The following is a 24,329-nucleotide window of genomic DNA, read 5'->3' as shown; positions in this document are numbered from 1 at the left end:
CCTCAGCGGATCGATCGCGTGAACGGGAAGACCTTGGTGAAGCCCAGGATGTCGGTCACCAGCAGGATCACGAACACGGCGAAGATGATGCCGAGCACGTCGCCGCCGGCGGGCGCCTGGGCGATGCGGCCGTCCAGCGCGCGGATCTCGTCGTCGGACATCGCGTCCACGCGCGCCTGCGCGGCGGCGGTGTCGACGCCTTCCTTGACCATCGCCTGACGCACGTCCTCGCGGGCGAAGAAGGCGTTGACGCGGACGCGGCTGTCCGCGGCAGTGCCGGCGGGGGCCGCGGGCTGCACCAGCGCGTCGGTCGGCACGACCTGGGCGCTCGCGTGCATCGGCAGGGCCATCAGCGTGCAGGACGCGATCAGCGTCGATGCGATCGCGCGCTTGGCCAGCGAGGGGCGCGACACGAGGGGCGCGGACGCGACGGTGTTGGACGCGGCCTGGAAAACTTGTTCTTGTCGGTTCATGGTGGACCTGGATGAAGGGGTGCCGAAATCCTAGGTCCGCGACCGAAGCTGTTACAAGTTCGATTACCGGGCGTCACATCGGATGCAATTGCCGGGTGATCCCGTCCCCGGGGAGGCGGGGCGGACGTGTTAAGGCAGCGCGGCGCTGAGGCGGCCCCGCGGTGCCTTCCGCCTCCTTGCCGGCGTCGATGTCGATGTCGATGTCAGCGATCGCAGCGCTGACCGCTGGCGCTGCGCAGGATCCAGCGCTCCGCCTTGCGCGACAGCAGCGCGGTGGAACTGAGGGTCCCCAGGTCGCAGGTTCCGGCGTCGACTTCAGCGAACTGCGCCAGTTCGACCGTGTCCGCGTTGCGCCAGCGCATGAAGCGGAAGCTGATGGCCGCCTGCTCCGGCGAGGGCTGGAAGCGGTAGCGTTCGACCAGCCGGCCGTCCTCGAGGCTCCAGAGGACGACGCCGTTGAACTCCTGGCCCGGCGACGCATGCGTCACGACCAGGTAGCGGCCGTCCGGCGACGGATGCACGTTGCCGTGCATCTCGTACCGCGTGCCGTCGGCACGCGACACCCACAGCAGTTCGCTGCCGGCGGCCAGCGTCGCGCGCACGACGTAGAACTGGCCGTCAGGGGACAGGCCGTCGAGGCGGAAGTCCACCGAGGGCAGCAGGGGATCGGCGGGATCGGGCCGTTGGCTGTCGAGGACCACCGGCCGGCCCTTGGCGACGGGCAGCCAGAGTCGCAGGTCGTCGCGACGTGCGGGAAGGCCGAGCCGGCGCAGCACCTCGGCTTCCGCCTGGGCGCGGAACTGCTCGTCGGAGCCTTCCTGGGCGACGGGCGCGCCGGCCGTCTCGGACGACGGCGCGAACAGGCTGCCGCGCGGCGCCAGCCCGACGGACGCGACGGGGCGCGGCGGCGCGGGCCAGGCATTGGACGTCGCTTCGGCCGCGAACCCCGTCAGCACCAGCGCGAGCAGGAGGGCGGTCCGGCAGGCGAGGCCGCGGCGCACGGTGAAAGCGGAGGGACTGGCGAGGTCGGAGAGGTCGGCAGCGGGAAGGGCTGCCTCGACAGCGGACGGAACGGACAACATCGGACGGCGGCGCGCACGCAGGCGCTGGCGGAATGGGAGGCGAGGCGCCGAAGTCTAAAAGGGCCTCCGTGCGCTGGCCCACAGACGTTACGCCTGGTGACAAGGCCTGGCCCCGCGTGGACGGGTCAGGTCTTGACGTCCACGGCGGGTCGATCGCGAGGTCCACCGCGACGTCCCTCGCGAGGCCGACCACGCCGCCTTTCCGCTTTTCCGCTCGTCGGCTTTTCAGCCGGTTCAGAGCCGCTCAGAGCCGCTCAGCCCCTTGGCCCCTCAGCGCCGGCAGCGCGGCGCGGTGACGTCCTTGAGCGACCAATGATCGCCGTCGCGCGCGAGCAGGACCAGCGTTTCCTCCACCGCATCGCGGCAGGTCAGGGGATCGCCCGGGGTGGTGCGCTCGAGCTCGATGGTCCGGTTGTCCTTCCAGCGCATGAAGCGGTAGAGCGTGTCGCGGTCGCCCGGTTCCTGCCGGAACTTCTCCACCAGCCGGCTCGACGCCCGCTCCCAGAGGAGGATGCCGTTGAAGTCCGCCGCCTCGGACGCGTTGACGACGGCCAGCAGGCTGCCGTCCGGCGACGGCCGGGGCGTGGCGCGCAGCCGGTAGCGTTCGCCGTCCTGGCGCGAGACCCAGATCACGTCGCTGCTCTCGTAGTAGGTGGCGCGCACGACGAAGAATTCGCGATCCGGCGACAGACCGTCGAAGCGGTAGTCCTCGTAGGCGGCTTCGCCATGGCCGCTGGCGTTGGGCCAGACGCTGTCGAAGAGCTCCGGCCGGCCGGACACGGTGGGCAGCACCAGCCGCGAGCCGTTGCGCTTGATCAGGTCGTGCCGACCCGCCGCGTTGGCCTTGCGGATCGCCTCCGCCTCGGCCTTGGCGCGGAAGGCCTCGTCCGAGCCTTCATTGCCGGCGGCCTGTCCGGGGTCCGCTTCCGGCCGCGCGCGCTGCAGATCCGTCGTGAAGTCGCCCTTGGGGGCGATGCCGGTCGACTTGGCCGGCGGGGGCGGCTTGTAGGGCGTCATCTGCGCGCAGGCCGGGCCGGCCATGGCGAGCAGGGCGGCCAGGGCCAGCGCGTGAGTCGCCGTCAGCGCGGGTCGACGGGTGCGCGAGGACCTCGCGGACGCTGCGGACGTTGCGGACGTTGCAAGGGGCGCGGCAGGGGCGACGGATCGGGCAGGGAGGGGCATGAAGGTGGCGTCAGTTCAACCGTGGATCGCCGCGGCGACGATCTGGCCGATGGAGATGCACATGGCCGCCACCACGACGGCGAGGGCCATGTTCTTGTGCTCGACGATCTCTTCCCACAGCTTGTACGGGGTCAGCTTGTCGATGACGATGAAGCTGATCCAGAACACCAGCACGCCGATCAGGGCGTACAGGATGGAGCCCAGCACGATCGCGGGCTTGAGCCATTCGAAACCTTCCATGTCGTTCTCCTGGTCGATCTTTCGTTCGATGTCGATGTCGATGTCGAGGTCGCGCATGCCAACCATGGGCGGAGGTCCGAGCGGCCGGAGTGTCTCCGCGATTGCCGGGCGACGCGTGACCGCTCGTGTCTATTTGTGGCCGCCGCCACCGCTGCTGTAACCGCCGTAAGAGCCGCCGCTGGAGCCCACGTACCCCACGCCCGACCCGCGGCTGCTGCGCTTGCACTGCTGGTACTCGGCGCTGCTCTCGCTGTAGGTGTCCTTGTAGCGGTCGCAGTCGTCCTTGCTGCAGGCGCGCAGCATCGCGAACAGCACCGCGATGATGAAGATGCCGATGATGATGTTGCGCAGCAGCTTGCCCTGGTCCATGCCGGACGAGACGTCGCGGCGCAGCGCCGGCATCTTGTCCTCGGGCAGCGCGGAGAAGCGGCGCACCTCCGCGGCGTCGAGCGCGCGACCGTGGCTCCAGGTCACCTCGTTGCCGGCCTGCTCGCTGCTGAGCAGCTCCAACCGCGTGCCGTTGCGCCACTCGTAGTCGCGCACGAGCGCGCGTTCCTCGCGCTTGACGCGCCAGTAGAACTCGCCCAGCACATAGGTGACCTTGGCGGTGTAGGTCCACTTGTGCTTGAAGTCCTTCTCCTGGTAGGTGACGGCCTTGGCTCTCGCGTTCGACGGCGCGCCGGTGATCGGGCGCACGACGCTCCAGCCGTCCTCGGTGTCGACCAGGAAGGCGAAGCCCTCCATGCGGCTGAACAGCAGGTACTCGCGCCAGAAGGTCTGTTCGTCCTCGCTGGACTCGGGGATGTCGCAGCGCTCCAGGTAACCGACGACCTGCCACGGCTGGGGCGTGCCGCCCGCGATGGCGAGCAGGCCGGTGGTGCCGAGCGGGATCTGCGGTTCCCCGCCGGTGTTCTGGCGGTAGGCCGTCAGGTCGGCGCCGGCGCCCTTGGAGACGTCGACGACGGACTTGCACTGGCCGCAGACGATGGACTGCGTCGTGCCGAGTGCCGGCTCGAGCGCCGCGCCGCAATTCGGGCAGGGCAGCGACCGGGACTTGAGCGTCGCACTGCTGTCCTCGCGCAGGCCGGTCAGCTTGAGGTCGGCGAGCACCACCGCGCGCCCGACCGACCAGGTGGGTCGCGCCGGATCGCTGTACTCGAGCGTCGCGACCTCGTCGGCGGTGTTGCGCAGGTCGACGACCGGGAAACTCGTCGCGAGATGGGGCGGATGGGGCAGCTCGCCCTCGACGGCCGCGATCGTCGCGTCCTCGATGGACGCGACCTGCCAGGCCGAGCCCGCCAGCATCTGCAGACCGCCGGGACGCAGCGTCGCCGGATCGGGCGCGCGCTCGTCGAGCGGTGCCTCGAAGCTGACGACGAAGCGGCCGTTGTCCTCGGCCAGCCAGCCGCTGCGGGGCGGCCGGTCGGCGCCGGCGTCGAACAGGATGTGCCACTCGTTCCAGCCACCGTCCGCATAGGACATCTGCAGCCGGCCGACGACGACGAAGCCCGTGCCGGCATACCGTCCGGCGGCGCCGAGCTGCAGGGGCGAGTAGTCCTCGAAGACTTCGGAGGTCGTGCCGATCTTGCGCAGCGCGTCGCCTTCACGCAGCAGCGTGGAGCGGCAATAGCTGCAGACGGCGCTGGCGGACGCGGCCGAGGCGAACTCGACCGGCGCACCGCAATTGGGGCAGTGCGCCTGCCAGCGGCGCTGGGGGAAGCGGTAGCCAATCAGGATCCGGGGCGGGACCAGCCGGTGACGCCGGACGGCGTCAGCTGAGCTTCTTCAGCAGCTCGGCCTTCTTGGCCGCGAACTCCTCGTCGGTGAGGATGCCCTTGGCCTTGAGGTCGCCGAGCTTCTCCAGCAGCAGGAGCACCTCGTCGGCGCTGGCGCTCACCGGTTGCGGCTGGATGGGCGCGGCCCCCTGAGCGGCGCCTTGAGCGGCGGCCTGGCTGGCGCCGGCCAATCCCTGCTGCAGCTGCTGCGCCATCGTCTGGCCGAGCGCCAGGCCGGCGCCCAGGCCCATCGCGTCGCCCGCGATGCCGCCGCCGCCCGAGCCGACGCCTTCGGCCAGCTTGGGGATGGCTTGCGCGGTCTGGTACTGCATGAACTGGCCCATGTTCTGGCCGATCATGCCCATGCCGATCTTCTGGTCGAGGATCTTCTGCAGTTCCTCCGGCAGGGAGACGTTCTGCAGCGTGACCATCTCGAGCTTGAGGCCGAGCGCGTCGAAGGACGGCGCGGTGGCTTCCTGCAGCGCCTTGGCGAACTCGACCTGGTTCGCGGCGAGGTCCAGGAACGGGATGCCGGACTGGGCGACCGCGTCCGAGATGTGCTGCAGCATCAGGCCGCGGAGCTGGCCGTCGAGCTCGGTGACGGTGTAGCGCTCGCGGGTGCCGGAGATCTCGGTGTGGAACTTCTTCGGATCGACGACGCGGTACGAGTAGTTGCCGAACGCGCGCAGGCGCACGGCGCCGAAGTCCTTGTCGCGGATGGTGACCGGCTGGGTCGTACCCCAGCGCTGGTCGATCTGCTGGCGGGTGGAGAAGAAGTAGACGTCGCTCTTGAAGGGGGACTCGAAGAGCTTGTCCCAGTTCTTGAGGTAGGTGAGGACCGGCAGCGTCTGCGTGGTCAGCTTGTACATGCCGGGGCCGAACACGTCGGCGACCTTGCCTTCGTTGACGAAGACGGCCATCTGCGATTCGCGGACGGTGAGGGAGGCGCCGTACTGGATCTCGAAGTCCTGCATCGGGTAGCGGAACGCCAGGACGCCGTTGTCGTCCTCGGTCCACTGGATGATGTCAATGAACTGTTTCTTGATGAAGTCCATCAGGCCCATGGCGCTGCTCCACGAAAAGGCACGGTCCAAACCGACCGTCGCGGGGGAGTATCCCTCAGCGCAAACGCGACCTTGGTCACCCCGAGGGGGAGGGTTTCCACATGGAAACGACGGAGCGCCCTTTGCCCCGTCACCAGGGCGTGACGCAGAACGAGCGGGCCACGACCGGTTTCCCGTCAGGGTGACCGGACTGTCCGCGCGGCAGCGCGGACTGCAGGGCAACAGGTCCGGGGTGACGCATGAAGAGGATCCAGGCGGCCGCGGCGGTCCTGCTCGTGGCTTCGGCCGGCTCTGCCCACGCGCTGTGCGCGCTGCTGTGCACCTGCACGCTCACGACCACGTCGCTGCAGTTCGGCGTCTACAACCCGCTGGCCTACGGGGACGTCAGCAGCACGGCCAAGGTGCAGGTGAAGTGCGGAGGCGTCCTCGGGCTGCTGATCCCGCTGACCGTCTACCTGGGCGCGGGCAACGGCACGGTCGCGGCCAGGCGCCTGTCATCCGGCACCGCCAGCCTGGGTTACGGCCTGTATGCCGATCCGAACTTCACCGTGCCGCTGGGCGACGGCACCAACGGGACGGTCACGATTTCGGGCTCGGTGGACATCGACCTGCTCGGGCTGTCACCCGGGCTGGAGTACACGATGTTCGGCCGCATCCCGGCGCGGCAGCTCACCACGCCGCCCGGCGTCTACGTGGACGTGATCCCGGTCATCCTGGAATTCTTCTGAGCGTCTTCCACGAGCGGGCCACGCCGGCCCGTCAGGTCCGGCGCGGTCCGGTCAGCCACCCGCTGCTCGCGGCCTGGAAGAGGGCTACCTGGCGCTGCCGCAACTGGCCGACGCCGGCGTCCACAGCGTCGGGGTCGTGGCCGGGGTCCAGCCGGCGCCGGCCCATGCGGTGTGCGTCACGAGGGCCTTGTAGGTCTTGCCCTGGTAGCTGACGACGGTGCCGGCGTTGAAGGTCTTGCCTTCGCTCCAGGCCGCGCAGCTCGGCGCAGGCGCGGGAGACGGTGCCGGGGCCGGTGAGGGCGCTGGCGCTGGCGCCGGAGACGGAGCAGGAGCAGGAGCGGGCGCAGGAGAAGGCGCCGGCGGTGGCGGCGTGGCGCCGCTGGTGTCGGTGCCGTGGGTGGCGGTGGTCCAGCCGAGGAACTCGTACCCGCCCTGGTCCGGTCCGTGCGAGCGCACGTACGACTGGAAGTTGGGGATGGCGACGCTGCGGCTGACGTAGCCGTTGAGCGCCAGTTCGGTGTAGCCGGACTCGGTGTGATAGTTGCGGCAGTCGCGCACGCCCGAGCCGTTGGCGAGCGACTTGGCCATGTATTCCAGGCCCATGGCCAGACGCGGCAGCGCGTCCTTGGCGTTGGGCTTGTGCATCCAGACCGAGTTGTCGCCCTGGTTGGCGGCCATCTCGGCGGCCTGGGCGATGCCGATCAGGTTGTACTGCGGGTGCCAGCAGTCGCGGGCCTTCAGCTCGTTGATCTCGCCGTTGCCGTAGATCGACACCGGGATCATCTCGATCAGCCGGGTCAGGCCGGCGGCATAACGGGTCGGGTTGTCCTGGTAGACGCCGGTGGCCATCATGCCGAGCGCGGCCGACACGGCCCAGTTGTTGACGCGCGATTGCGCCTTCGCGGTCTCGGTGTAGAGGCGGTCGACGAAGCCGTTGAAGCGCGTGACTTCAGCGGCCGGCCAGTTGCCGAGCCCGCCGCCGTGGTGGCGCAGGAGCTCGGCGGCGCTGATCCACACCGGCAGCATCCACGCCGCCTCGAGCTGGACCTGCGCGGCGTTCGTGCCGGAGGCGACGGTGAAGCCGCGGAAGGTCGTGGCCCAGTCGTTGAGGATGGCGACGGCCTTGTCGCGGTGGCGCACGTCGTTGGTCTTCACCCAGCGCAGGGTGTTGAGGTAGGCGGCCATCGCGTCGTTCTTGAAGCGCGACTCCTGCGGACCTCTGGCGCTGCCGACGACCTCGACGGTGGTCAGCGCCTGATGCGCATACGTGTAGTTGCTGCGCGAGTCGGCGAGCACGACGGCGTAGCCGGTCTTGATGCCGCTGCCGGACGGGGAGTTGGCGGCGGCCTTGAAGGTGTCGAGGCGCGCCTGGCTCATGAAGATGCCGGGGTGGCGGAACTTCGCGGGGGCCGTGGCCTGGATGGTCGCGCGGGCGCCGTCGTCCTGCGCGACGGTGGCATCGATCGCATCCGTCGCATCGGACGCATCGGACGCGTCGGACGCGGACGCCGAGCCCTGCGCGACGACGCGCGGGTCGAGGCCTTCGCCGCCGCCGCAGGCCGTCAGCGCGGCCAAGAGGAGGGGCGCGAGCGTCCATCGGAAACGGCGGGCAAAGGTCGCTTGTGGCGAGCGTGCGTGGCGCGTGGAGGTGTCCAGTCCGGTCATGTTCTTGAAGCTCCGCTGATGAGGGCGAGGCGACTTTACGAACCTGAAAACCGGCGGGGTGTGACGGGCGGTAATGAGATGCGAGCGGCGAAACGTCTGCGCGTTGGAGCTACCGCGAAAGGGGTAGGGTGGGGCGCGTTCAATCGCCGGGATAACGATAGGTCTTCGTGAACGGGACGCCGTTGAACGTGTGCGTGCAGCAGCGGCAGGTCGGTGCCAGGGTGGACGGGCCGACGTCGGGATTCACGAGTTGCAGCAGGCCTGCCTCATCGACGTAGAGGCCGCTGAAATGGCTGGACTCCCCGGTGCACACGTAGTCCTTCCGATCGTCCTCGTGCAGCGCGACCATCCAGAAGATCGGGTCGGGACGATCGAGTCTGCCGACGGCCTCCGAATGGACCTCCGACCACGGTTGTCCGACCTTGGACAGCAGGAATCGATAGAGCGGCGTGTAGTCACGACCACGTTGCTCCTTGCCATGCATGGGGCGACGCGTGGCGTCCGACATCTGCTCGGCCTTGGTGTTGCGCGTGTCGCCGAAGTCGCGTGCGCGATGGCGATCGCGCATCGTGTGCGCGGTCGTGTTTTCCTTGCGGTAGAGCGGCGGCTTGGGCTTGTTCATCACGCACTCCCGTCAGGCAGGTCGCCGGGCGTCGGCGCATCGCGATAGAGCCGCAGGAAGCGGAACATCTTTGGCCACTCCTCGCGCGGCTTGAAGACGATGGCGACTTCCTGATGGCCGAGTGCGGATTCGGTGAGCACGACGTGATCCTCGAACTGCTTGGCCTGTTCGAACTCCCTGGCGCTCACCTTGCAGACCGCCTTGAAGAACGGGCCGGGATCCAGCCATCGAGCGACCTCCGGCGTGTCCCGGAACTTGAGGTAGCCCGCCAGGGAAGCGTGCGCGACGGCGACCATCGCGAAGCCGAGGGGAATATCGTCTCTGACGAGGATGTACATCTTCATGGGGAAATCCTGATTCGATGCGCTGCTGCAAGCGGAGGCGCTTCGCTTGCAAATGGCCAAGCGCACAGCGCGTTGTAATCGAATTGATCGACCCATGGCCAACGCGTGTCACGGCCTGCGGATGGCGCCGGCGAACGGACGCGGAAGGCGGTTGGATGGCAGGCGCCGTATCCACGCGCAACTGCCTGCATTACCCCCTCTCCCGCTTGCGGGAGAGGGGAGGGGTGAGGGCCAGCGGCCGCCGCAGTCCTCGCTCCGTTCAGTATCCGCGCGTCTCCTCGGGCCGCAGTCCCCGCCGCACCTGCTCCCGCGCCCGCGCCTCTTCCTTCATGAGCCTGCCGTTGGCGACATGCCGCACCAGCCAAGGCAGCGTGCGCAGCTTCGCACCGCTGGCCGTGGCCGGGACCCAGGCCTTCGCGCATTTCTCGAAGAGCTCCGCGTTGAGCGCCAGGCGGGACGGCGTCATGCCGAGCAGCAGCAGTTGTCCCGCATGCAGCGCCACGTTGCCGCCCTCGGCCAGCGCGCCGGGCAGTTGCGACAGGTGATGGGTAGGAGGCGCCATGTGACCGAGCTGGCGGATCTGTTCGTCGAAGACGGCCGGCATCCATCCGCCGAAGGCCGACATCTGCCGGCAGAACGGGCCGCCGCCGACGAGCACCGCGCAGACGTCCTGTCGTGCCTGGTAGACCGCGCGATGCAACGCAACCCCCGGGGACCCCTGCGGGCCTGGATCGAGCGGCAGCGCCTGCATCGAGGCATCCCCGGCCGTCCCCCACCACATGCGCCCGCTCGCGGGATCGCGCAGCGACACGCTGTCCGAAGCCTGCGGCATCAACCCGCGCGCCAGCAGCCGCTGGCGAAGGCTGCGCCAGGTCTCGGGAAAAGTCTCTTCGCTCATGTCAGCGCCATCACGTCATCGAAGCGGTTCAACGCATCGTCGATCACATCGTCGGTGTCGGCCAAGCTCGTGTAGAGCCGGCTGCCCGCCACCGAGATCAGCCCGTGCGCGGTGAACGCCGCGCCCATCTCCTCCATCATGTGCTTGCGCCGCTTCGCCTCGTTCTTGACCTTGATGAGCTTCCACAGGCTGCTCGTGTCGAGCAGCAGCACGCCCGAAGTCTGCAGGTGCACGATGGAGCCGAGGTTGTACGCAACGTAGGGCAGACCGCGCCGCTGGATGATCTCTTCCAATCCGATGCGCAGGCGCTCGCCCGCGCGTCCTGCCACCGCCGGCGCGTTGGTGCGTTCCACCTCGAGCAGCGAGTGGTAGCCCGCCACGCAGCTGAGCGGATTGGCCGACAAGGTCCCGCCGACGAAAGCCCGCCGCGAGGTCGTCCCGATCCCGCCGACCAGCGACATCATGATCTCCCGCTTGCCTCCGATCGCGCCCGCCATCGGGTAGCCGCCGGTCAGGCACTTGCCGAGCACCGTCAGGTCGGGCGTCACGCCGAAGTAGCCCTGCGCGCCGCCTATGCCGGCGCGGAAGCCGGTCACCACCTCGTCGAAGATCAGCAGCGCGCCGAACTCGTTGCAGAGCGCGCGGACCTGCGCGTTGTACTCGCGGTGCACAGGCCGCGTGCCGCTCTCGGGACCGAAGGGCTCCAGCAGCACCGCCGCCGTGCCGCCGCGCAGGCGGTTCCAGCGCAGCAGCCGGCGCAGCGCCTCGGGGTCGTTGGGCAGGCACTCCTGCGTGTTCGCCGTCGCGCCGCGCGGAATGCCGATGGCCTCCATGCGGCCGGTCTTGGGCAGCCGCATGCCGTAGACGAGCTGATCGCTCCAGCCGTGGTACGCCCCGCCGATCTTGATGACGCGCTGGCGCTTCGTGAACGTGCGGGCGAGCCGCACCGCGCCCATCACCGCCTCGGTGCCGGAGCCCAGCATGCGCAGCATCTCCACGCCGGGCATGTGCCGGCAGACGAGTTCGGCGAGCTTGACCTCGTACTCGTGCAGCAGGCCGGTGACCGGGCCGCAGTCGTCGAGCAGCGCGTGCACCGCAGCGCGCACCGCGGGCGGATTGCTGCCGAGCAGCGTCGGTCCGCCGGCCTGCAGGAAGTCGATGTAGCGGTTGCCGTCGATGTCGGTGAGGTGCGCGCCCTCGGCCCGCGTGATCGCCAGCGGGAACGGATGGTTGAAGGCGAGGTTGTGCTGCACGCCGCCGGGAATCACGGTGGCGGCCTGCGCCGCGAGACGCTTCGAACCGGCGCAGTGGTCGTCGAACCAGCGCAGGACCTTGGGCATCGCGTCCGGCCGGATCGGCCGCATCGGCTGGTTGACCAGCGCGGCGAAGCGCTCGTAGAGCGCGTGCGTGTCGGGCCAGGAGGGAAGCGCGGCCGCCGCCGGCGGCGGGGTGCCGGCGGCCGACGCGGCGGGGCGCTCCTGCGCAGAGGCGGATGGGGAGGTGGCGGCGGCGGAGGCGGGGGCAAGCATGGACATCACGGTCCCTTCGGATGAAGCAGCAGATTGCGCACCGGGGCGAGTCGGGCCATGAGCCCGGGTTCGCGGCGGGCGCGTTCGTCGATGCGCGCCGCGAGCAGATCGCGGGCGAGGGTCTCGAGGTGCTCGACGGCGTCGAGCGCGGTGGCACTGTCCGCGGCGCAGCACAGGATGCCATGGTTGCGCAGCAGATAGGCTTGGCGGTCCGGGCGGACCGCCTTGGCCAGCTTGCCCGCCAGCCACGCGGTGCCCGACGGCGCATAACCGACGACCGGCACCTCGGCGCCGAGCCAGCGCCGGTGCGCCTCCGGCACCACCAGCGCCTCACCGATGAGCGCGCAGGCGCTCGCCAGCGGTTGATGCGTGTGGACGCTGCAGCCGACGTCCGGCCGCGCGCGCAGCACGCGCGCATGCAGGGCGGTCTCGACGGAGGGCTTGCGTTCTCCGCTGCTCGCGTCGTCGACGACGGTCAGGTCGGCGAGCCGCAACACGCAGACATCCTCCGGCCGCATCACCAGGTAGTCCGTCGCCGATGGCGTGACGGCGACGAGTCCCTCGTCCATGCGCAGCATCAGGTTGCCGCCGGTGCCCGCGAAGTAGCCGCGTTCGGACAGGCGCAGGCAGAGGTCCACGACGTGGAGGCGGGCGATCTCGTGCTTCATGGGGCGACTCCCGGCGCGGGCACGCGATTGAGGCGGTGGTACAGCGGCGCCAGACGTTCGCGGACTTCCTTGAAGGCTTCGAACTTGTCGCCGTAGAGCCGGCTCAATGCGACGGCCGGTTCGTAGACGCGGCGCGTGCGCCGCAGCGCCGCCAGGTCCCCGAAGCCCAGCGCGCCGGTACCGATGCCCGCGAGGTAGGTCGCACCGATCGCGTTGGCCTGGATGGGATTCTCGAGCTGCCGGATCGGCTGGCCGGTGACGTCCGCGAGGATCTGGCACCAGACGTCGCTCTGCGCGCCGCCGCCCACCGCCGCGATGGTACCGGGGGAGCGCCCCAGCAGCCGCGCGAACGGCGCCATCATCCAGCGCGTGTTCAGCGCGACGCCCTCCAGGAACGCGCGGAAGATGTCCTCCCGCGAGTGCTCCAGCGAGAGGTTGATCAAGCCCGCTCGCAGCAGCGGATCGTCCACCGGCGTGCGTTCGCCGAAGAGCCAGGGCGTGTAGATCAGCCCGCGCGCGCCGGGCGGCACGCGCGCGGCGATCTTGTTGAGCAGCTCGTAGACGGCGGGATGTTCCTCGTCGGACGCCAGCTCGTCGGGGTGGTAGAGGATGCGGTCGCGCAGGAAGGACAGGTTGGCGCCGGCCGTCGACTGCAGCGCGAGCGCCAGGTAGCGCTGATCGACCGCGCAGGGCACCGCCGCGATCTTGTGGCGGACGTCGGTGCGCATGGTCGGCACGTGCGCGCCCAGCCATGACGAGGTGCCGAGGTAGAGATGCGTCTCGAAGTCCGACACCGCCGCGCCGACCGCGACGGCGGAGGTGTCGACCGCGCCGGCCACGACCGGCGTGGACGCGGGCAGTCCCAGTGCCGCCGCGACGTCGGGCAGCAGCGGCCCCAGCACGTCGGTGGAGCGCACGAGGGGCGGCAGCTTGTCGGCGTCCAGTCCCAGCGCGCGGATGAGGCCGTCGTCGTAGCGGATGCGCGAGGGATCGCGGTTGTCGGTGACCCAGCTGGTGAGGATGGAATCCTGCGTCGCGCAGACACGGCCGCAGAGCCGGTAGTTCAGGTAGTCGAGCGCGTTGAGGAAACAGCGCGTGGCATCGTGGACAGCGGGCTGTTCATCGCGGATGAAGGCCATGTGGCCGGCGGCGTCGCGGCCGCTGAGCGACGGCGCGCCACCGGTGAGCCGCAGCCAGCGCCAGAGCTTGAGCGGCGCGTAGCCCTCGATGTTGAGCCAGCGGCCGCGCAGGCGGCGCCGGATCGCCGCGGCGCCGCGCGCATCCAGCCAGCTGAAGGCCGGACCGATCGCGCGGCCGTCGTGACCGAGGCAGACGGTCACCTCGGTCTGCGTGGAGCAGCACACCGCCGTGACACGCCGGCGCCGCGCCGCGTCGGGCGCGAGCACTTCGCCGGCGGCGTCGAGCAGTGCCTGCCACCAGGCCTGCGGGTCCTGCTCCGCCCGCGCGCCGTCGACGTGCAGCGGAACGGGTCGGAAGGCCCAGGCGACGACCTCGCCCGCCAGCGTTACCAGCGCGCACTTGCAGCCGCTGGTGCCGAGGTCCACCGCCAGCACCAGCGGCGCGGCGGACGAGGAGAAGGGACGCGACGACTCGGTAGGGGCAGGCGCGGTGGCCGACGACGTCATCAGAACTTGCGCGACACCGACACCACGACGGTGTTGTTGTCCTGGCGCTTCCAGCCGTCGCCGTCGGGGATCATGAAGAGCTCCGGCCGATGGGTGCTGGTGGCGACCCATTCGGCGGTGAAGTTGAGGCCCCAGCGCACGTGGGTGACGCCGATCGAGTAGTCGCTGAAGTCCGCCTCCTTGAAGTGGCGGATCTTCTGCGTGCCGGCATGCAGGTTGAGCGTGGTGGTGGGCGTGAGCGGATGGCGGTAGGTGAGGTCGTAGAGCAGGCTGCCGCGGGAGTTCTGGTCGCCGCGCGCATAACACTCGAGCGCCGGCGTGGGGTCGACGCCGGCGACGAGGATCTGGCCGCAGACGCCGCCGGTGTCCGCGCCGCGGTAGGAGCGCGAGAGCACGTTGAGGATACGGCCTTCGAGCTTGCCCCAGCCGATCTCCAGCACGGCGTAGGCGGTGTCGTAGCGGGTGCGGCGGAAGTCCACCGGCACGCCGGCCTCCATGTCGATGCCGTGGGGCGCGTCGAACTTCGCGCCGGGGAAGAACTCCTTGGCCAGGCCGACGCCGAAGTGCCAGCCGTCGGGATCGCCGAAGCGGTAGCCGGTGCCGAGCAGCAGGTTGAAGCCGTCGCCGTCGGTGAATGCCTTCTTGCTGACGGTGGACAGCTGCGCCAGGCCGATGATCCCGGACTCGTGCGCGAGCTGCACGCCCAGCTGCAGCGACGGCTTGCGGCCGGAGTCCGACACGCCGCGGTTGCGCAGGTCGGACAGCAGCTTCACTTCCGTCTCGATGCCCATCGTGGCGGTGCCGGACTCGTCGGCGCGGGCGGCCATGGGGGAAAGGGCGCCAAGGCAGCCAAGGACGGCGGAGGCGCACAGCGCCATCCGGGGCGCCAGCGACGACAGCGAATCGATGGGGGACTGCGCGGGAGTCTTGTCGGTCATCTCGTGTCTCCTCGTTCTGGTATTCAGGACCTGCGGGGTGCTCAGGACTTGCAGGCCGGCGTGGCGGGCAACTCCGCCACACGCTTCATCTGCTCGGTCTGACCGAGGATCTCGGTCCCGATGTAGGCGCGGATGTAGAGATCGCCGCTCCTCACGCGCAGGGCGCCCTTGTATTTCTTCTTGTCGCGGGGGTCGTAGACCCAGCCGTCGCGCCAGGCCTCGTTCTCGTAGCGGTCCAGCTGCGCGATCTGGATGCCGCAGGTGTCGTTGGCCTGGCCCGCATCCTTGTCCCAGACGATGCGGCCGCACAGCGCGGTCGGCTTGTCGTCGCAGGGCTTGAACTCGATGACGGCGCCGCCGTCCGCGCTCAGCCATCGGCCCTTGGCGTCGTCCGGGCCGATGGCCATCGCCAGGCCGGGGAGCAGCGCGAGGCACAGCGCCGCGCTCGCGGTTCGTCGTGGAAGGGCTTGTCGAGCTGCCATCGCGACCTCTCCGGAGGGACCCGCCCTCGCGTCAATTGGATAGTGATAGCTATGGTATAGCGATGACTATCGAATTTGATTTGCGGAGAAACCCTGGCGGTCGACGGTGGAAGTGCGGGAGTCTTCCGACTCCCTCTCCCGCTTGCGGGAGAGGGCAGGGGTGAGGGCCAGCAGCGGCGGAAGTGCGGAAGCCTTCTTTCTGACTGCCGAGTCCGCTGGCCCTCACCCCAACCCTCTCCCGCAAGCGGGAGAGGGAGCAAGAAGGGCGCTGCTGCCTTCGGAATGGACGGCGGAATCAGTCCACCGCGAGCCGGGAGGGCGAGCGCGTCAAGGGCAGCGCGAGCACCGCCAGCGCGGCGAACGCGGCGGCCACGAAAGGCACGGGCGCGACCTCGTCGCCGGTGACGACCAGCGAGGCCATCAGCGGTCCGAATGCGCTGCCGAAGAGCTGGGCGGCCGGCACCAGCGAGGCGACACGTCCGCTGCCGTCGACGCGGAAGGCGAGCGCCATCTGGAAGGGCAGCATGAACAACCAGGTGAAGGTGAACAGGCCGCAGAGCGTGGCGAAGGCGACGGTGCCGCCCTGCGCGGTCCGCGCGATGGCGAGTGCGCTGAGCCCGAGCACGACCGCGCATCCCAGCAGCACGGGTCGCACCGGCAGGCGGCGCACGAGCCAGGTGCCGACGCTGCCGCCGACGACCTGCATGCCGAGCCCGGCGGCGATCAGCGTCTGGACGGCCAACGGCGAGAAGCCGGCGCGCGTGCCGAGCGGCTCGGCATAGGCCCACAGCGCGCCGAGGGTGGCGAGTTGCAGGAAGACGAGCAGCAGCGTGCCGACGCGGGGCCGGGTCCAGGTCATGCCGATGCCGGCCTGGCTCACCGTGGACGTGAGCGGGGCGAGCGGCCGGGCGAAGAGGAGGGCGAGCAGCGCGGCCGCGCCGCAGAGCCCGGCCAGCACGGCGAAGCCGCCCGGCCAGCCGGACCCGGGGATGACGAGGTGCGCCAACGCGAGACCGAGCATCGACTGCGCCAGCGTCTGCACGACGAAGAACAGGCCGGCGAGGCGCTCGGGAACGGCGGCCCGGACGATGACGGCGGTGGTGCTCCAGACCATCAGGCCTTCGGCGACGCCGGCCCCGGCGCGGACGAGCCCCAGGGCCAGATCACCGGTGACGCGCATGGTCACGAGGTTCAGCGCCGCCGCGGCGAGGGCGGCCAGGACGGTGACCGATCGCAGCGAGCGCACCGGCAGCGCCAGGTCGCCGATCAGGACGCCCAGTCCCAGGGCCACGATCTCTCCCATCGCCACCAGGCCGACGCCTTCCAGCGTCACATGGCCGGCTTCGAGCAGGGCGCCCAGCAGCAGCGGCTGCAGGCCGAGCATCAGCAACGCCACCGAGCCGACGATGATCGCCAGGGCCTGCGCGCCACGGGAGCGCGTCGAGGCGGGAGCCGGAACCGCGAAAGGAAGTGTGCTCATCTCGGCGCAAACCATGCGTTGGAAGATGAGCGGAGATCTTATAGTCATGGCTATCTTTCCGGCATCCTCGTCGACCCTGGAAGAATCCCGCAGAGCCCAAGCCCGCCACGCCCCATCGATGCCTCCGTCGATGCTCATGCCGATGCCTACGCCTATGACTGCTTCGCGCCGCAAGATCCCCGCAGACGTCCCGGCGTCCGCGCTCGCCCTCGCACCGTCGATCGCGCCCGGGGCGGGGGCGTGACAGGTGTCGCCGCCGAGGCCGACCCCGATGCCGTGACGGCACCGGCGCTCGCCGCCAAGAAGCTGCCGGCGCAGCAACGCGCCACGGAGACCTACGAGCGCATCCTCGAGGCGGCGGCGCAGACCCTGATCGAGGTCGGCGTGGAGCGGCTCTCCACCAACCTCGTCTGCATGCGGGCGGGGCTGTCGCCGCCGGCGCTCTACCGGTACTTCCCGAACAAGTACGCGCTGCTGTTCGAGCTCGGGCAACGCCTGATGCAGCGCCAGAACGAGTGCGTCGCGAAGTGGATGTCGGTGGAGGTGGTGCAGCGCGGCGTGCCGGCGCTGGAGGAGGCTTTGGCGGGCCTGTTGCTGGACACCTACGCGGCCACGCGCGACACGCCCGCGGGCGTGTGGATCATGCGGGCGATGCGGGCCGTGCCCGCGCTGCAGGAGGTGCGTCTGGCGTCGCACGCGGCGGTCACGGAAGCGCAGACGCGGCTGCTGGTGAAGGCACTGCCGGGCGCGAAGCGCGCGGAGCTCAAGCTCGCGAGCCGCATCGTCGTGGAGCTGATCTACGCGACGGTGGAGATGCTCTTCGACGAAAGCCTCAAGCCCAAGGAGGTCGCGCGCATCACGGCCGGCATGATGGCGAGCCACCTGGCGAAGGTGATGCGCTGACGGTCTCGATGGCCGATGCGAGGGTCGACGACATGGTCGAGGAGACGGGCGGCGCCGGCTGCCCGGCGTCCTTCAGTAGCCGTGGATCAGCTTGTAGGCGAGTTCGGGATCGAAGATCCCCGCCTTCGCGCTGCTCGTGCCGCACTGGCCATCCGAGAGTCCGGGGTTCTTGAGCCACAGGCGCATCTCGGGGGACTCGCCGGCGGGCGAGACCGAGGGTGCCACGCCGATCTTCCGCGCGGACGGGTTGCACCAGTTGCCCTCGTAGACGGGCGGCGGGCCGTTCCCGTTGCGGCTGGTGTCGACGACGAAGGTCTTCGTTCCGAAGCCGCCCTTGGCGAGTTCCGCCGCGACGGCCTTGCCATAGGTGGTTTCGGTCTGCGTCGTCTTGAAGTTGGAGACGTTGAGCGAGAAGCCGCTCGCGTCCTTGATGCCGGCCTGGCCCAGCAGATCCGCGGCCTGTGTCGTCGACAGCCAGCTGCTGTGGCCGATGTCGAGGTAGACCTTGCTCAGCGGCGACTTCTTCTTGAACTGTGCGGTGGCATAGGCCAGCAGCGACAGGCGCGTGGCCTTGAGGCTGGCGCACTTCGTGCCGCCCAGGTCCGCGAGCGCATCGGGCTCGAGCACGATGACCGCCGAGCGCGTCGCGCCCACGGCGGAGGCGAAGGTCGAGATCCAGTCGCGATAGGCGGTGGCCGATGTGGCGCCGCCGCTGCTTTCTTCCCCGCCGCAATCGCGGTCGGGGATGTTGTAGGCGACGAGGACCGGCGTGCGTCCCGCCGCGGTGGCACGGCCGACGTAGCCCGCGACGTCCGTGCCGATGTCGGTGGTCCAGTCGCCGAACCAGCGCGCGGCCGGTTGATTGGCGATGCGGTCGCGGATGTCGTTCACGCGGCCGTCGGACGGATGGGCCTTCACCCACTTCTGGGCTTCTGAATTCGGGTCGCCGTAGAAGTCGGCGGCGTGGGCGATGCCGGTGATGGCGAGGAGCAGGGCGGGCAGGCGTCGCAAGACAGTCGTTCTCATCAGCGGCAGACCTCGTCGATCCATTCGGGGGATCCGGGCTTCAACGACACCAGCTTGCGGCCGGCCGTGTCGTCGGGCATGAAGCAGAACTTGCCGACGTAGCCGCGCGTGGGATCGGACGAATCCGATGACCTCGTGTTCAGATGGACCTGATAGACCTTGCCCGATTGAAGCTCGGGCACGGGCGCGGGCTTCGAGGTGGCGCCTTCCGGCGTCTGTCCGTAGGCGACGCAGCTGTCGGGCGACATCGTCGGCAGGCGCTGCTGGTCGAAGCTGACCGACCAGACCCGGTCGACGGGCTTCGTCGAGGTGTCGCTGATCATCACCGCCTGCAGGCGGATCGTGGGACCGCGTGCGGCTTCCTTGGCGGAGATGGTGAAGCAGGGTTGACCGCCCTGCGCCCGGACCTCGGCGTCGCCCATGCGGGAGTAGGCGCAGGCGGTGTTCAGCGACGCGCAGAGCGCGAGCGCCAGGGTGGATTCAAGGCAGGTTCGCCTTGTCGGCCGGGTTCTGGAGGAAGGCATTCAGGACCTCTTCGAAGAGCGTGATCTGATTCGCGAACTGCTGCTGGCGCATCGCCTCGGGCGCATTCATGTGCTTCAGGGCGAAGTAGTCGGCCAGCAGGTCGCCCTGCGACTCCATGTTGTAGTCGCCGAGGGTGGTGCCCGACTTCAACTCGTAGTCGTACCCGAGGCCGATGCGGATGGCGCCGCGCAGGCGCACCGGGTAGCCGAGCTGGTACTGCCAGACGTGCACCATCTCGTGGATGAACCACTGGCGGGTGTAGACGTCGGTGAGGGAGAAGTCTTCCTTGAAGTGCTTCTGGTTGAAGTAGATCTCGCCGTTGGGCGTCATGGCGGTGTCGTCGGGCTGCCAGCCGAAGGGCAGGTACTCGTCGTTGTGGACCTTGACGCTCGTGTAGTCGAGCGCGTCCTTGAACAGCAGGCGGGCCATCGCGATCTCGCCGGTGGTGAGCCCGCGGGCGCCGCCCTCGGGCGTGGCGATGGGCTTCTGTGGCGCGGGGACGTACGGGGCGTTGGCCGGCGGCGTGAAGTCCGCGGCCACGAGCAGCCAGTTGTCGCCGGCGGACGCGTCCAGCCCCACCGGCCCGGGGCGGGGCGAGTCGCCGATCCACTTCGTGCCCGGATCGGACATCAGCCGGGCGACATCCAACCCGATCGGACCAGGAACGACGGCACGTGCCATGACGAACTCCCTGCAAGGCGCCGCCGGACGGTCCGGCGGCAAGCGGCCCATGTTGCCGGGTCGGCGGGACGGGTGCAAATGACTCTTGGCCAGCCGTCCCGATGGTGGGGGACGTCAGTTACAGATGCAAACGGACGGGACGCCTTTCCCCGACGTGTCGCGCGCCGCGAGCGTCGGGTCGGGGGCCCAGATGCCGTGCCGCGGCAGGCAGTGCTGCGCGCAGGCCGCCTGCTGCGCCTCGGCGCCGGGACGGATGGCGATCAGCAGGACGGTCACGCCGATCACCGCCGATGCGATCAGCCAGGCGGTGATCCGTTTCGTCCGCACCGATGGCATCGCGTCTCCTCTGTATGGGGCGGTCTGAAGTATCGCCGTGCCGTGACGCGCCCTGGGCCTGCATCAGAATGGGGAGACCTCCGGAGTCCGCCGGCGAGCGGTCCGGCGCAACTTGGAGAATCAGACAGATCATGGCGGGGCGCGACTGGATGCCATGGTTCGGCAATCCTCATGGCCCGAACACTGCGTCTTTGATCGCTACGGAGCGGGCGGCGGCCTCAGGCTGAGAGCAGACCTTGAGCGGAAGCTCGCCGGCGAGGTAACCTGCTCACGAGAATGAACGCCGAAAGCGCCTTATGACTTCTCGTGTCGCCAGCGAGAGGGCCCGTTTGAAGAAGGACGCTCTGGCGGGTGAATATCGACTAGCAGCCTACCCGAACGCCGTGCCTGCTATGCCCCCACGAAATCGTCGATCAGCGTGGCGACTTGATCGGGAAACTGGCCCGCCAGTCCGTGATCCCCGCCGGGCACGACATGCATCGTTGCTTGCTGGATCAGCGACGCCAGATGCTCACCAGCAGCCGGCGGACTGATCTCATCGCGGTCGCCCCAGATCAGCAGCACGGGCATGCGCAACCCTTGCAAAGCCGACGTGAGGTCCGGGCCCGGGCCGAGCGCCCAACTCGGCGTTTCCGGGAACCGCTTGACGAAGTCGTCTCGCCAGTCGACCGCGCCGTGACGCTGGACGTCGAACCCGCCCGAGGTCGCGACAAGGACGAGCCGGGAAATACGCTCAGGATGGCGGTGGGCCAGCTGCACGCCCAGAATGCCCCCCATCGACTGAGCGACCACCACGACGGAGCCGGCGAGCTCCAATAATTTTCTCTCCGCCAGCGTCAGCAAATCGGCAGGACTGTTCACCGATGGAGAGGCAGGCTGAGCGCCAAGTCCCGGATAACTCACGAAGGACCGGGCGCCCGATCTCGTCAAGCGCTCCCCGACCGGGCACCAGAAGTTGCCGTCGCCGGTGACACCGGGCAGAAAGAGGAATGAAGCTTGGGACATGTGTAGGTTGGATGGATCGGTTCAGGCGGGAAGCGGACACGCCTCTGCGTGAATGGATCTAAGGCTTCGCAAGTTTTGCCTCGACACGCCGCTGAATTTCGCTGAAGCGTGCGGAGAGGTGCGGACGGTCACCATACATATCGAATTCCCGGACAGCGATAAGCCCCATCGAAAACGGTCCGGGCCTTGGCCCCGTTTCCAGTCCGAGCGCGAACATCTTGGTCCACTCGAGTTGTCGCCCGATGCTTACCGCGGGCTTCCAAGCGGTGGCAGCCATCGGCTGAATGTCCTTCATGGCTTCGTCAATCAGCTCAAGCAGCGATTTCTCGATGGGCTGATTCTCACTCGGCGATGTCCGCTTCAGGCTGAAAGCGGGCATTGACAGTGCGCTGGAACGCCAAGCGTCACATTTAAGGCTGTTGGCGTGAGGAGCATTCGTCATACGCTGCCAGCTCCGCTTGTGCCTCTTGGAGCGACAGATTGAACGTGAGTCGCAGCATTCGAAGCTGCCGCAACTCGTGCAGTTCGGCCTCCTTTGCAACCGCCAGCAGTTGCTGCCGGGACAGGCCGAACGAAGCCAGTAGTGCATACACCTTGTAGTTCGTGGTGTCTTGGACGGACATAGTGATATCAGTTGTGGACATCCAGCATAGCGTCCGCTTTCGCTGCAAAGCCGACGCGTGGGGTGGCCGATCTGCTTGGCCACCAACTGCGGCATCTTCTAGAAAGCCTATCGGTAGCCTGCCAATAAAAGTCACCGACAAGTCCTGACCCTTAAGGGGGCGTCCTCCGCATTCCCTCTAAAGAACGAACCGCCAGAAGTCTTTGATATAGATCAGAGATCGAAGTCCCGATCGGACCGAGCATGGACCCCGGTGTTTCAAAAGCGCCATGCAATTTCCGGCTCCGGTCCTGCGATCGGTGTCTGCGTCCCTGATCTCTCGATCATGGGCGAGATGGGCCTCTCCGCGAGGACGGCCATCACGTCATTGCCGTGCTTTTGACATCTCGCCCACCTCTCCGGTCGATCCGAAGGCCTGTCGCCTTCAACGCCGTAGCCGGTGGCTTCCAACGTTGACCGGGGTAGTACGACATGGCAAGTTTCCAACAAGCACGCATCGACGAGTCCGACAAGCCGCTGCGCTCGCGGCATCCGCTCGCGGGCTGCGATCAGCAGACGCTGATCCACCTGCAGCACGACTGGGGCATGACCGAGCCGCTGATCTTCGGACCGCGGCTGGGCTCCGATGCGATCTGCCTGCGGGCGGATCTGACGACGGGCTCGGCGCTGGCCAACCTGCGCGCACTGCTGGTGAGCGGTGCGTCGATGCTGTCCATGCTCGCCGACAACTGCGCGGAGGGCGATCCGGCCAAGCACGTGGCCACCGCGGTGAAGGAGTCGCTGCGCGAAGGCCTCGGCATGCTTGGGGTGGTGGAGCGCGCGGTGGACGACGATCGGAAGAAGGTGGTTTCTTGAGCGGCAGAGCTAAAGCAGCGAGGTGACGGCCATGGCTGAGCACCTCGCGTGGAACCTCTTGCTCAGAGACGGTAGGTGAGGGCATGCGTCTTCAACACGCTGCCCAAGGCGTGCTTCTGGCTGGACGTTCACCTGCGTTACTTCGACCAGCCGCTTGCCACCCCGTTCGACTCCACAACCACGAACCCGGAAAACTCGCGGTTGGCGAGCAGGATGCGGCCCTTGTTCGCATGAGCAGCCACGAAGTCGATGGCTGCGGGGATGGCGAGCATTCCGCCGATCTTTCTGTTGGCCTCGACCAGCACCAGGTCGGCAGCGATATACCTTCGCACCAGGTCTTCGAGGACCGACACGCGAAGCCCCTGCTCATCGATCGCCACGACCCATTCGCTGGCCGACTTCGGGCGCTCGGGAAAATGCTCTCGCATCAGCTCATGCACACGACGGGGATTCATCGCTTCATTCTCAATCGTGAGGCCGAAGGAACGCAGGTTCCTGCTAATCGATCCTCGACCGCGGACATCAGAAAGCAGGCGCCTCCACCTTCGCATCCTGTCCCCACGGATCCGTCACGACGAGATCGGGGCTTCTGCTCAGATCCACCAGCGCGCGGAACGACGCGGAGAACTCGCGTTGCGTCAGCAGCGCCCGGGTGCGTTGCACGAAGCGGTTGCGGGGACTGTTCTCAGGCTCGCCTTCGCGATCGAAGTGGAAGATGCGATAGAGCGCAAGCAGCACCAGTTCACGGTCGGCGCGAGCCTTCGGCGCGTCTTTCGTCGAGCAATGGAGGTACCACAGCTCCAGCGGTCGTTCGTACTGGAAGATCATGTCGCTGTCGCCGCGGCTCGACGTGGCGGGTCGTACCAGCCATCGACTCATGCTCCACAGCGTTGCCAGTGATTCGGACGGCAGATCGAACTCCTCCTGGTCGACCGGAAACCTCGGCGCCCGATGGCGGTAGGTGTCGCGGGTGACGGGCAAGCTCACGCGACGCTGATTCAGATCGGGCCACATGAGATTGAACAGGCGCTCGTTCTGACCCTCGGTATGGACCTCGACCCAGCGGCAGTCCTCGTAGGGCGCAGGCAAAGCGGGCAGGTCCCCGCACGGCTGTCCCAATTCCTTCTCCAGCTCGGACAGGCGGAACATCCGCTGGCCTCCTTGTGAGGCCCAGGTCAGGCCCAGGGCCCACAGGTGATCGAAACCCATCAGCCGATCGGCTGGCAACGCATGAGGGTTGTTGAGGAACTGGTCGCGCAGCGGGCGAAGCACGGCGTCGTCGCGGCTGGGATGAAGGTAAAGAAACAGCAGCAGGTCCAGGTGCCGGGTCGTGGAGTTCTGATTCCAGTCATGCAGCGCCTTCCAATCGGGCAGGATGCCTTTCAGGAAGTAGCGCTTGATGATGCCGCGCGCCTTCTTGTTGTCCTTTTCCAGCACCAGTAGCAGCTTGTCGGTCTCGACCCATTGCTGCTTGCGTTCGGCCACCCACGCCTTGTCCGCAGTCTTCCAGTGGCTGGTGTCGAAGTCGTCGAAATGGTCCATCGCTCCCTCTGTGATCTC

28 protein-coding genes are annotated in these 24,329 nt (G+C 68.4%); 3 read left to right on the top strand and 25 right to left on the bottom strand.

Features of this window, described 5'->3' with window-relative positions:
- Window positions 1-2 precede the first annotated feature (2 nt).
- The 6 genes from ACQ859_RS21280 to ACQ859_RS21255 form a co-directional block, all read right to left on the bottom strand.
- A complete protein-coding gene (locus tag ACQ859_RS21280) occupies window positions 3-473 on the bottom strand; it encodes a PA2779 family protein (protein ID WP_431262641.1) in 471 nt (156 codons plus the stop codon).
- Window positions 474-676: 203 nt separating this feature from the next.
- Window positions 677-1,474, bottom strand: coding sequence for a hypothetical protein (locus ACQ859_RS21275; RefSeq protein ID WP_431262640.1), 798 nt, complete (start codon window positions 1,472-1,474; stop codon window positions 677-679).
- Between the two features lie 351 nt (window positions 1,475-1,825).
- Window positions 1,826-2,596, bottom strand: a complete 771-nt coding sequence (locus ACQ859_RS21270) for a hypothetical protein (RefSeq protein WP_431262639.1) — start codon at window positions 2,594-2,596, stop codon at window positions 1,826-1,828.
- Between the two features lie 156 nt (window positions 2,597-2,752).
- Window positions 2,753-2,977: a DUF350 domain-containing protein gene (locus ACQ859_RS21265; protein ID WP_067270396.1), complete on the bottom strand. Its 225-nt coding sequence runs from the start codon at window positions 2,975-2,977 to the stop codon at window positions 2,753-2,755.
- 129 nt (window positions 2,978-3,106) lie between these two features.
- Window positions 3,107-4,708 (bottom strand): DUF4178 domain-containing protein, encoded by a 1,602-nt coding sequence (locus ACQ859_RS21260; protein WP_431266619.1) that lies wholly within the window; start codon window positions 4,706-4,708, stop codon window positions 3,107-3,109.
- A gap of 40 nt (window positions 4,709-4,748) precedes the next feature.
- Window positions 4,749-5,816, bottom strand: coding sequence for an SPFH domain-containing protein (locus ACQ859_RS21255; protein WP_431262638.1), 1,068 nt, complete (start codon window positions 5,814-5,816; stop codon window positions 4,749-4,751).
- Window positions 5,817-6,055: 239 nt separating this feature from the next.
- Between ACQ859_RS21255 and ACQ859_RS21250 the strand changes: the two genes are divergently transcribed.
- Entirely contained in the window at window positions 6,056-6,544 is a 489-nt protein-coding gene (locus ACQ859_RS21250) for a spore coat protein U domain-containing protein (RefSeq protein WP_431262637.1), read from the top strand.
- Window positions 6,545-6,628: 84 nt separating this feature from the next.
- Here ACQ859_RS21250 and ACQ859_RS21245 read toward each other — a convergent pair whose 3' ends face one another.
- The 10 genes from ACQ859_RS21245 to ACQ859_RS21200 all read right to left on the bottom strand — a co-directional run bounded on the left by ACQ859_RS21245 (window position 6,629) and on the right by ACQ859_RS21200 (window position 16,816).
- Entirely contained in the window at window positions 6,629-8,119 is a 1,491-nt protein-coding gene (locus ACQ859_RS21245) for a carbohydrate-binding protein (protein WP_431262636.1), read from the bottom strand.
- Window positions 8,120-8,348: 229 nt separating this feature from the next.
- The gene (locus ACQ859_RS21240) at window positions 8,349-8,831 is read right to left on the bottom strand and encodes a hypothetical protein (RefSeq protein ID WP_431262635.1); all 483 of its coding nucleotides are present in this window, start codon (window positions 8,829-8,831) and stop codon (window positions 8,349-8,351) included.
- The gene (locus ACQ859_RS21235; protein WP_431262634.1) at window positions 8,831-9,175 is read right to left on the bottom strand and encodes a hypothetical protein; all 345 of its coding nucleotides are present in this window, start codon (window positions 9,173-9,175) and stop codon (window positions 8,831-8,833) included. The genes ACQ859_RS21240 and ACQ859_RS21235 overlap by 1 nt, the downstream gene beginning before the upstream one ends.
- Window positions 9,176-9,434: 259 nt before the next feature.
- Window positions 9,435-10,073 carry a hypothetical protein gene (locus ACQ859_RS21230; protein WP_431262633.1) on the bottom strand — a complete coding sequence of 213 codons (639 nt, stop codon included), beginning with the start codon at window positions 10,071-10,073 and terminating at the stop codon, window positions 9,435-9,437.
- On the bottom strand, window positions 10,070-11,608 hold the full coding sequence (locus ACQ859_RS21225) for an aspartate aminotransferase family protein (RefSeq protein ID WP_431262632.1): 1,539 nt from the start codon (window positions 11,606-11,608) through the stop codon (window positions 10,070-10,072). The genes ACQ859_RS21230 and ACQ859_RS21225 overlap by 4 nt, the downstream gene beginning before the upstream one ends.
- Entirely contained in the window at window positions 11,608-12,270 is a 663-nt protein-coding gene (locus tag ACQ859_RS21220) for a class II aldolase/adducin family protein (protein WP_431262631.1), read from the bottom strand. The genes ACQ859_RS21225 and ACQ859_RS21220 overlap by 1 nt, the downstream gene beginning before the upstream one ends.
- The gene (locus tag ACQ859_RS21215) at window positions 12,267-13,916 is read right to left on the bottom strand and encodes a xylulokinase (RefSeq protein WP_431262630.1); all 1,650 of its coding nucleotides are present in this window, start codon (window positions 13,914-13,916) and stop codon (window positions 12,267-12,269) included. Before ACQ859_RS21215 ends, ACQ859_RS21220 begins: the two co-directional genes overlap by 4 nt.
- Window positions 13,916-14,854, bottom strand: a complete 939-nt coding sequence (locus tag ACQ859_RS21210) for a TorF family putative porin (protein ID WP_431262629.1) — start codon at window positions 14,852-14,854, stop codon at window positions 13,916-13,918. The genes ACQ859_RS21215 and ACQ859_RS21210 overlap by 1 nt, the downstream gene beginning before the upstream one ends.
- Window positions 14,855-14,895: 41 nt before the next feature.
- Entirely contained in the window at window positions 14,896-15,336 is a 441-nt protein-coding gene (locus tag ACQ859_RS21205; RefSeq protein ID WP_431262628.1) for a DUF2147 domain-containing protein, read from the bottom strand.
- Window positions 15,337-15,631: 295 nt separating this feature from the next.
- Entirely contained in the window at window positions 15,632-16,816 is a 1,185-nt protein-coding gene (locus tag ACQ859_RS21200; protein WP_431262627.1) for an MFS transporter, read from the bottom strand.
- 240 nt (window positions 16,817-17,056) lie between these two features.
- On the opposite strand from ACQ859_RS21200, the gene ACQ859_RS21195 reads away from it, so the two are divergent.
- Complete coding sequence (locus ACQ859_RS21195; protein ID WP_431262626.1) at window positions 17,057-17,719, top strand: TetR/AcrR family transcriptional regulator; 663 nt, start codon at window positions 17,057-17,059, stop codon at window positions 17,717-17,719.
- 72 nt (window positions 17,720-17,791) lie between these two features.
- Here ACQ859_RS21195 and ACQ859_RS21190 read toward each other — a convergent pair whose 3' ends face one another.
- The 7 genes from ACQ859_RS21190 to ACQ859_RS21160 all read right to left on the bottom strand — a co-directional run bounded on the left by ACQ859_RS21190 (window position 17,792) and on the right by ACQ859_RS21160 (window position 21,915).
- Entirely contained in the window at window positions 17,792-18,745 is a 954-nt protein-coding gene (locus ACQ859_RS21190; RefSeq protein WP_431262625.1) for a glycoside hydrolase family 6 protein, read from the bottom strand.
- On the bottom strand, window positions 18,745-19,269 hold the full coding sequence (locus ACQ859_RS21185) for a hypothetical protein (RefSeq protein ID WP_431262624.1): 525 nt from the start codon (window positions 19,267-19,269) through the stop codon (window positions 18,745-18,747). The genes ACQ859_RS21190 and ACQ859_RS21185 overlap by 1 nt, the downstream gene beginning before the upstream one ends.
- Complete coding sequence (locus tag ACQ859_RS21180; protein WP_431262623.1) at window positions 19,226-19,951, bottom strand: hypothetical protein; 726 nt, start codon at window positions 19,949-19,951, stop codon at window positions 19,226-19,228. Before ACQ859_RS21180 ends, ACQ859_RS21185 begins: the two co-directional genes overlap by 44 nt.
- Before the next feature lie 114 nt (window positions 19,952-20,065).
- On the bottom strand, window positions 20,066-20,287 hold the full coding sequence (locus ACQ859_RS21175; protein ID WP_431262622.1) for a hypothetical protein: 222 nt from the start codon (window positions 20,285-20,287) through the stop codon (window positions 20,066-20,068).
- A 390-nt stretch (window positions 20,288-20,677) separates the two neighbouring features.
- Entirely contained in the window at window positions 20,678-21,292 is a 615-nt protein-coding gene (locus tag ACQ859_RS21170; RefSeq protein ID WP_431262621.1) for an alpha/beta fold hydrolase, read from the bottom strand.
- A gap of 58 nt (window positions 21,293-21,350) precedes the next feature.
- The gene (locus ACQ859_RS21165; RefSeq protein ID WP_431262620.1) at window positions 21,351-21,671 is read right to left on the bottom strand and encodes a hypothetical protein; all 321 of its coding nucleotides are present in this window, start codon (window positions 21,669-21,671) and stop codon (window positions 21,351-21,353) included.
- Between the two features lie 31 nt (window positions 21,672-21,702).
- Window positions 21,703-21,915 carry a hypothetical protein gene (locus ACQ859_RS21160; protein WP_431257523.1) on the bottom strand — a complete coding sequence of 71 codons (213 nt, stop codon included), beginning with the start codon at window positions 21,913-21,915 and terminating at the stop codon, window positions 21,703-21,705.
- A 470-nt stretch (window positions 21,916-22,385) separates the two neighbouring features.
- Here ACQ859_RS21160 and ACQ859_RS21155 point away from each other — a divergent pair, with 470 nt between their 5' ends.
- Window positions 22,386-22,769: a hypothetical protein gene (locus ACQ859_RS21155; RefSeq protein WP_431262619.1), complete on the top strand. Its 384-nt coding sequence runs from the start codon at window positions 22,386-22,388 to the stop codon at window positions 22,767-22,769.
- Between the two features lie 137 nt (window positions 22,770-22,906).
- On the opposite strand, the gene ACQ859_RS21150 is transcribed toward ACQ859_RS21155, so the two are convergent.
- Together ACQ859_RS21150 and ACQ859_RS21145 are read right to left on the bottom strand one after the other, a co-directional pair.
- Entirely contained in the window at window positions 22,907-23,224 is a 318-nt protein-coding gene (locus ACQ859_RS21150; protein ID WP_431262618.1) for a hypothetical protein, read from the bottom strand.
- A gap of 67 nt (window positions 23,225-23,291) precedes the next feature.
- A complete protein-coding gene (locus ACQ859_RS21145; protein ID WP_431262617.1) occupies window positions 23,292-24,254 on the bottom strand; it encodes a hypothetical protein in 963 nt (320 codons plus the stop codon).
- Between the last annotated feature and the right edge of the window lie 75 nt (window positions 24,255-24,329).

It is taken from the genome of Roseateles chitinivorans (assembly GCF_050632235.1).
GTDB classification, from domain to species: domain Bacteria; phylum Pseudomonadota; class Gammaproteobacteria; order Burkholderiales; family Burkholderiaceae_C; genus Roseateles; species Roseateles chitinivorans_A.
This window is presented reverse-complemented; position numbering and strand designations above follow the sequence as displayed.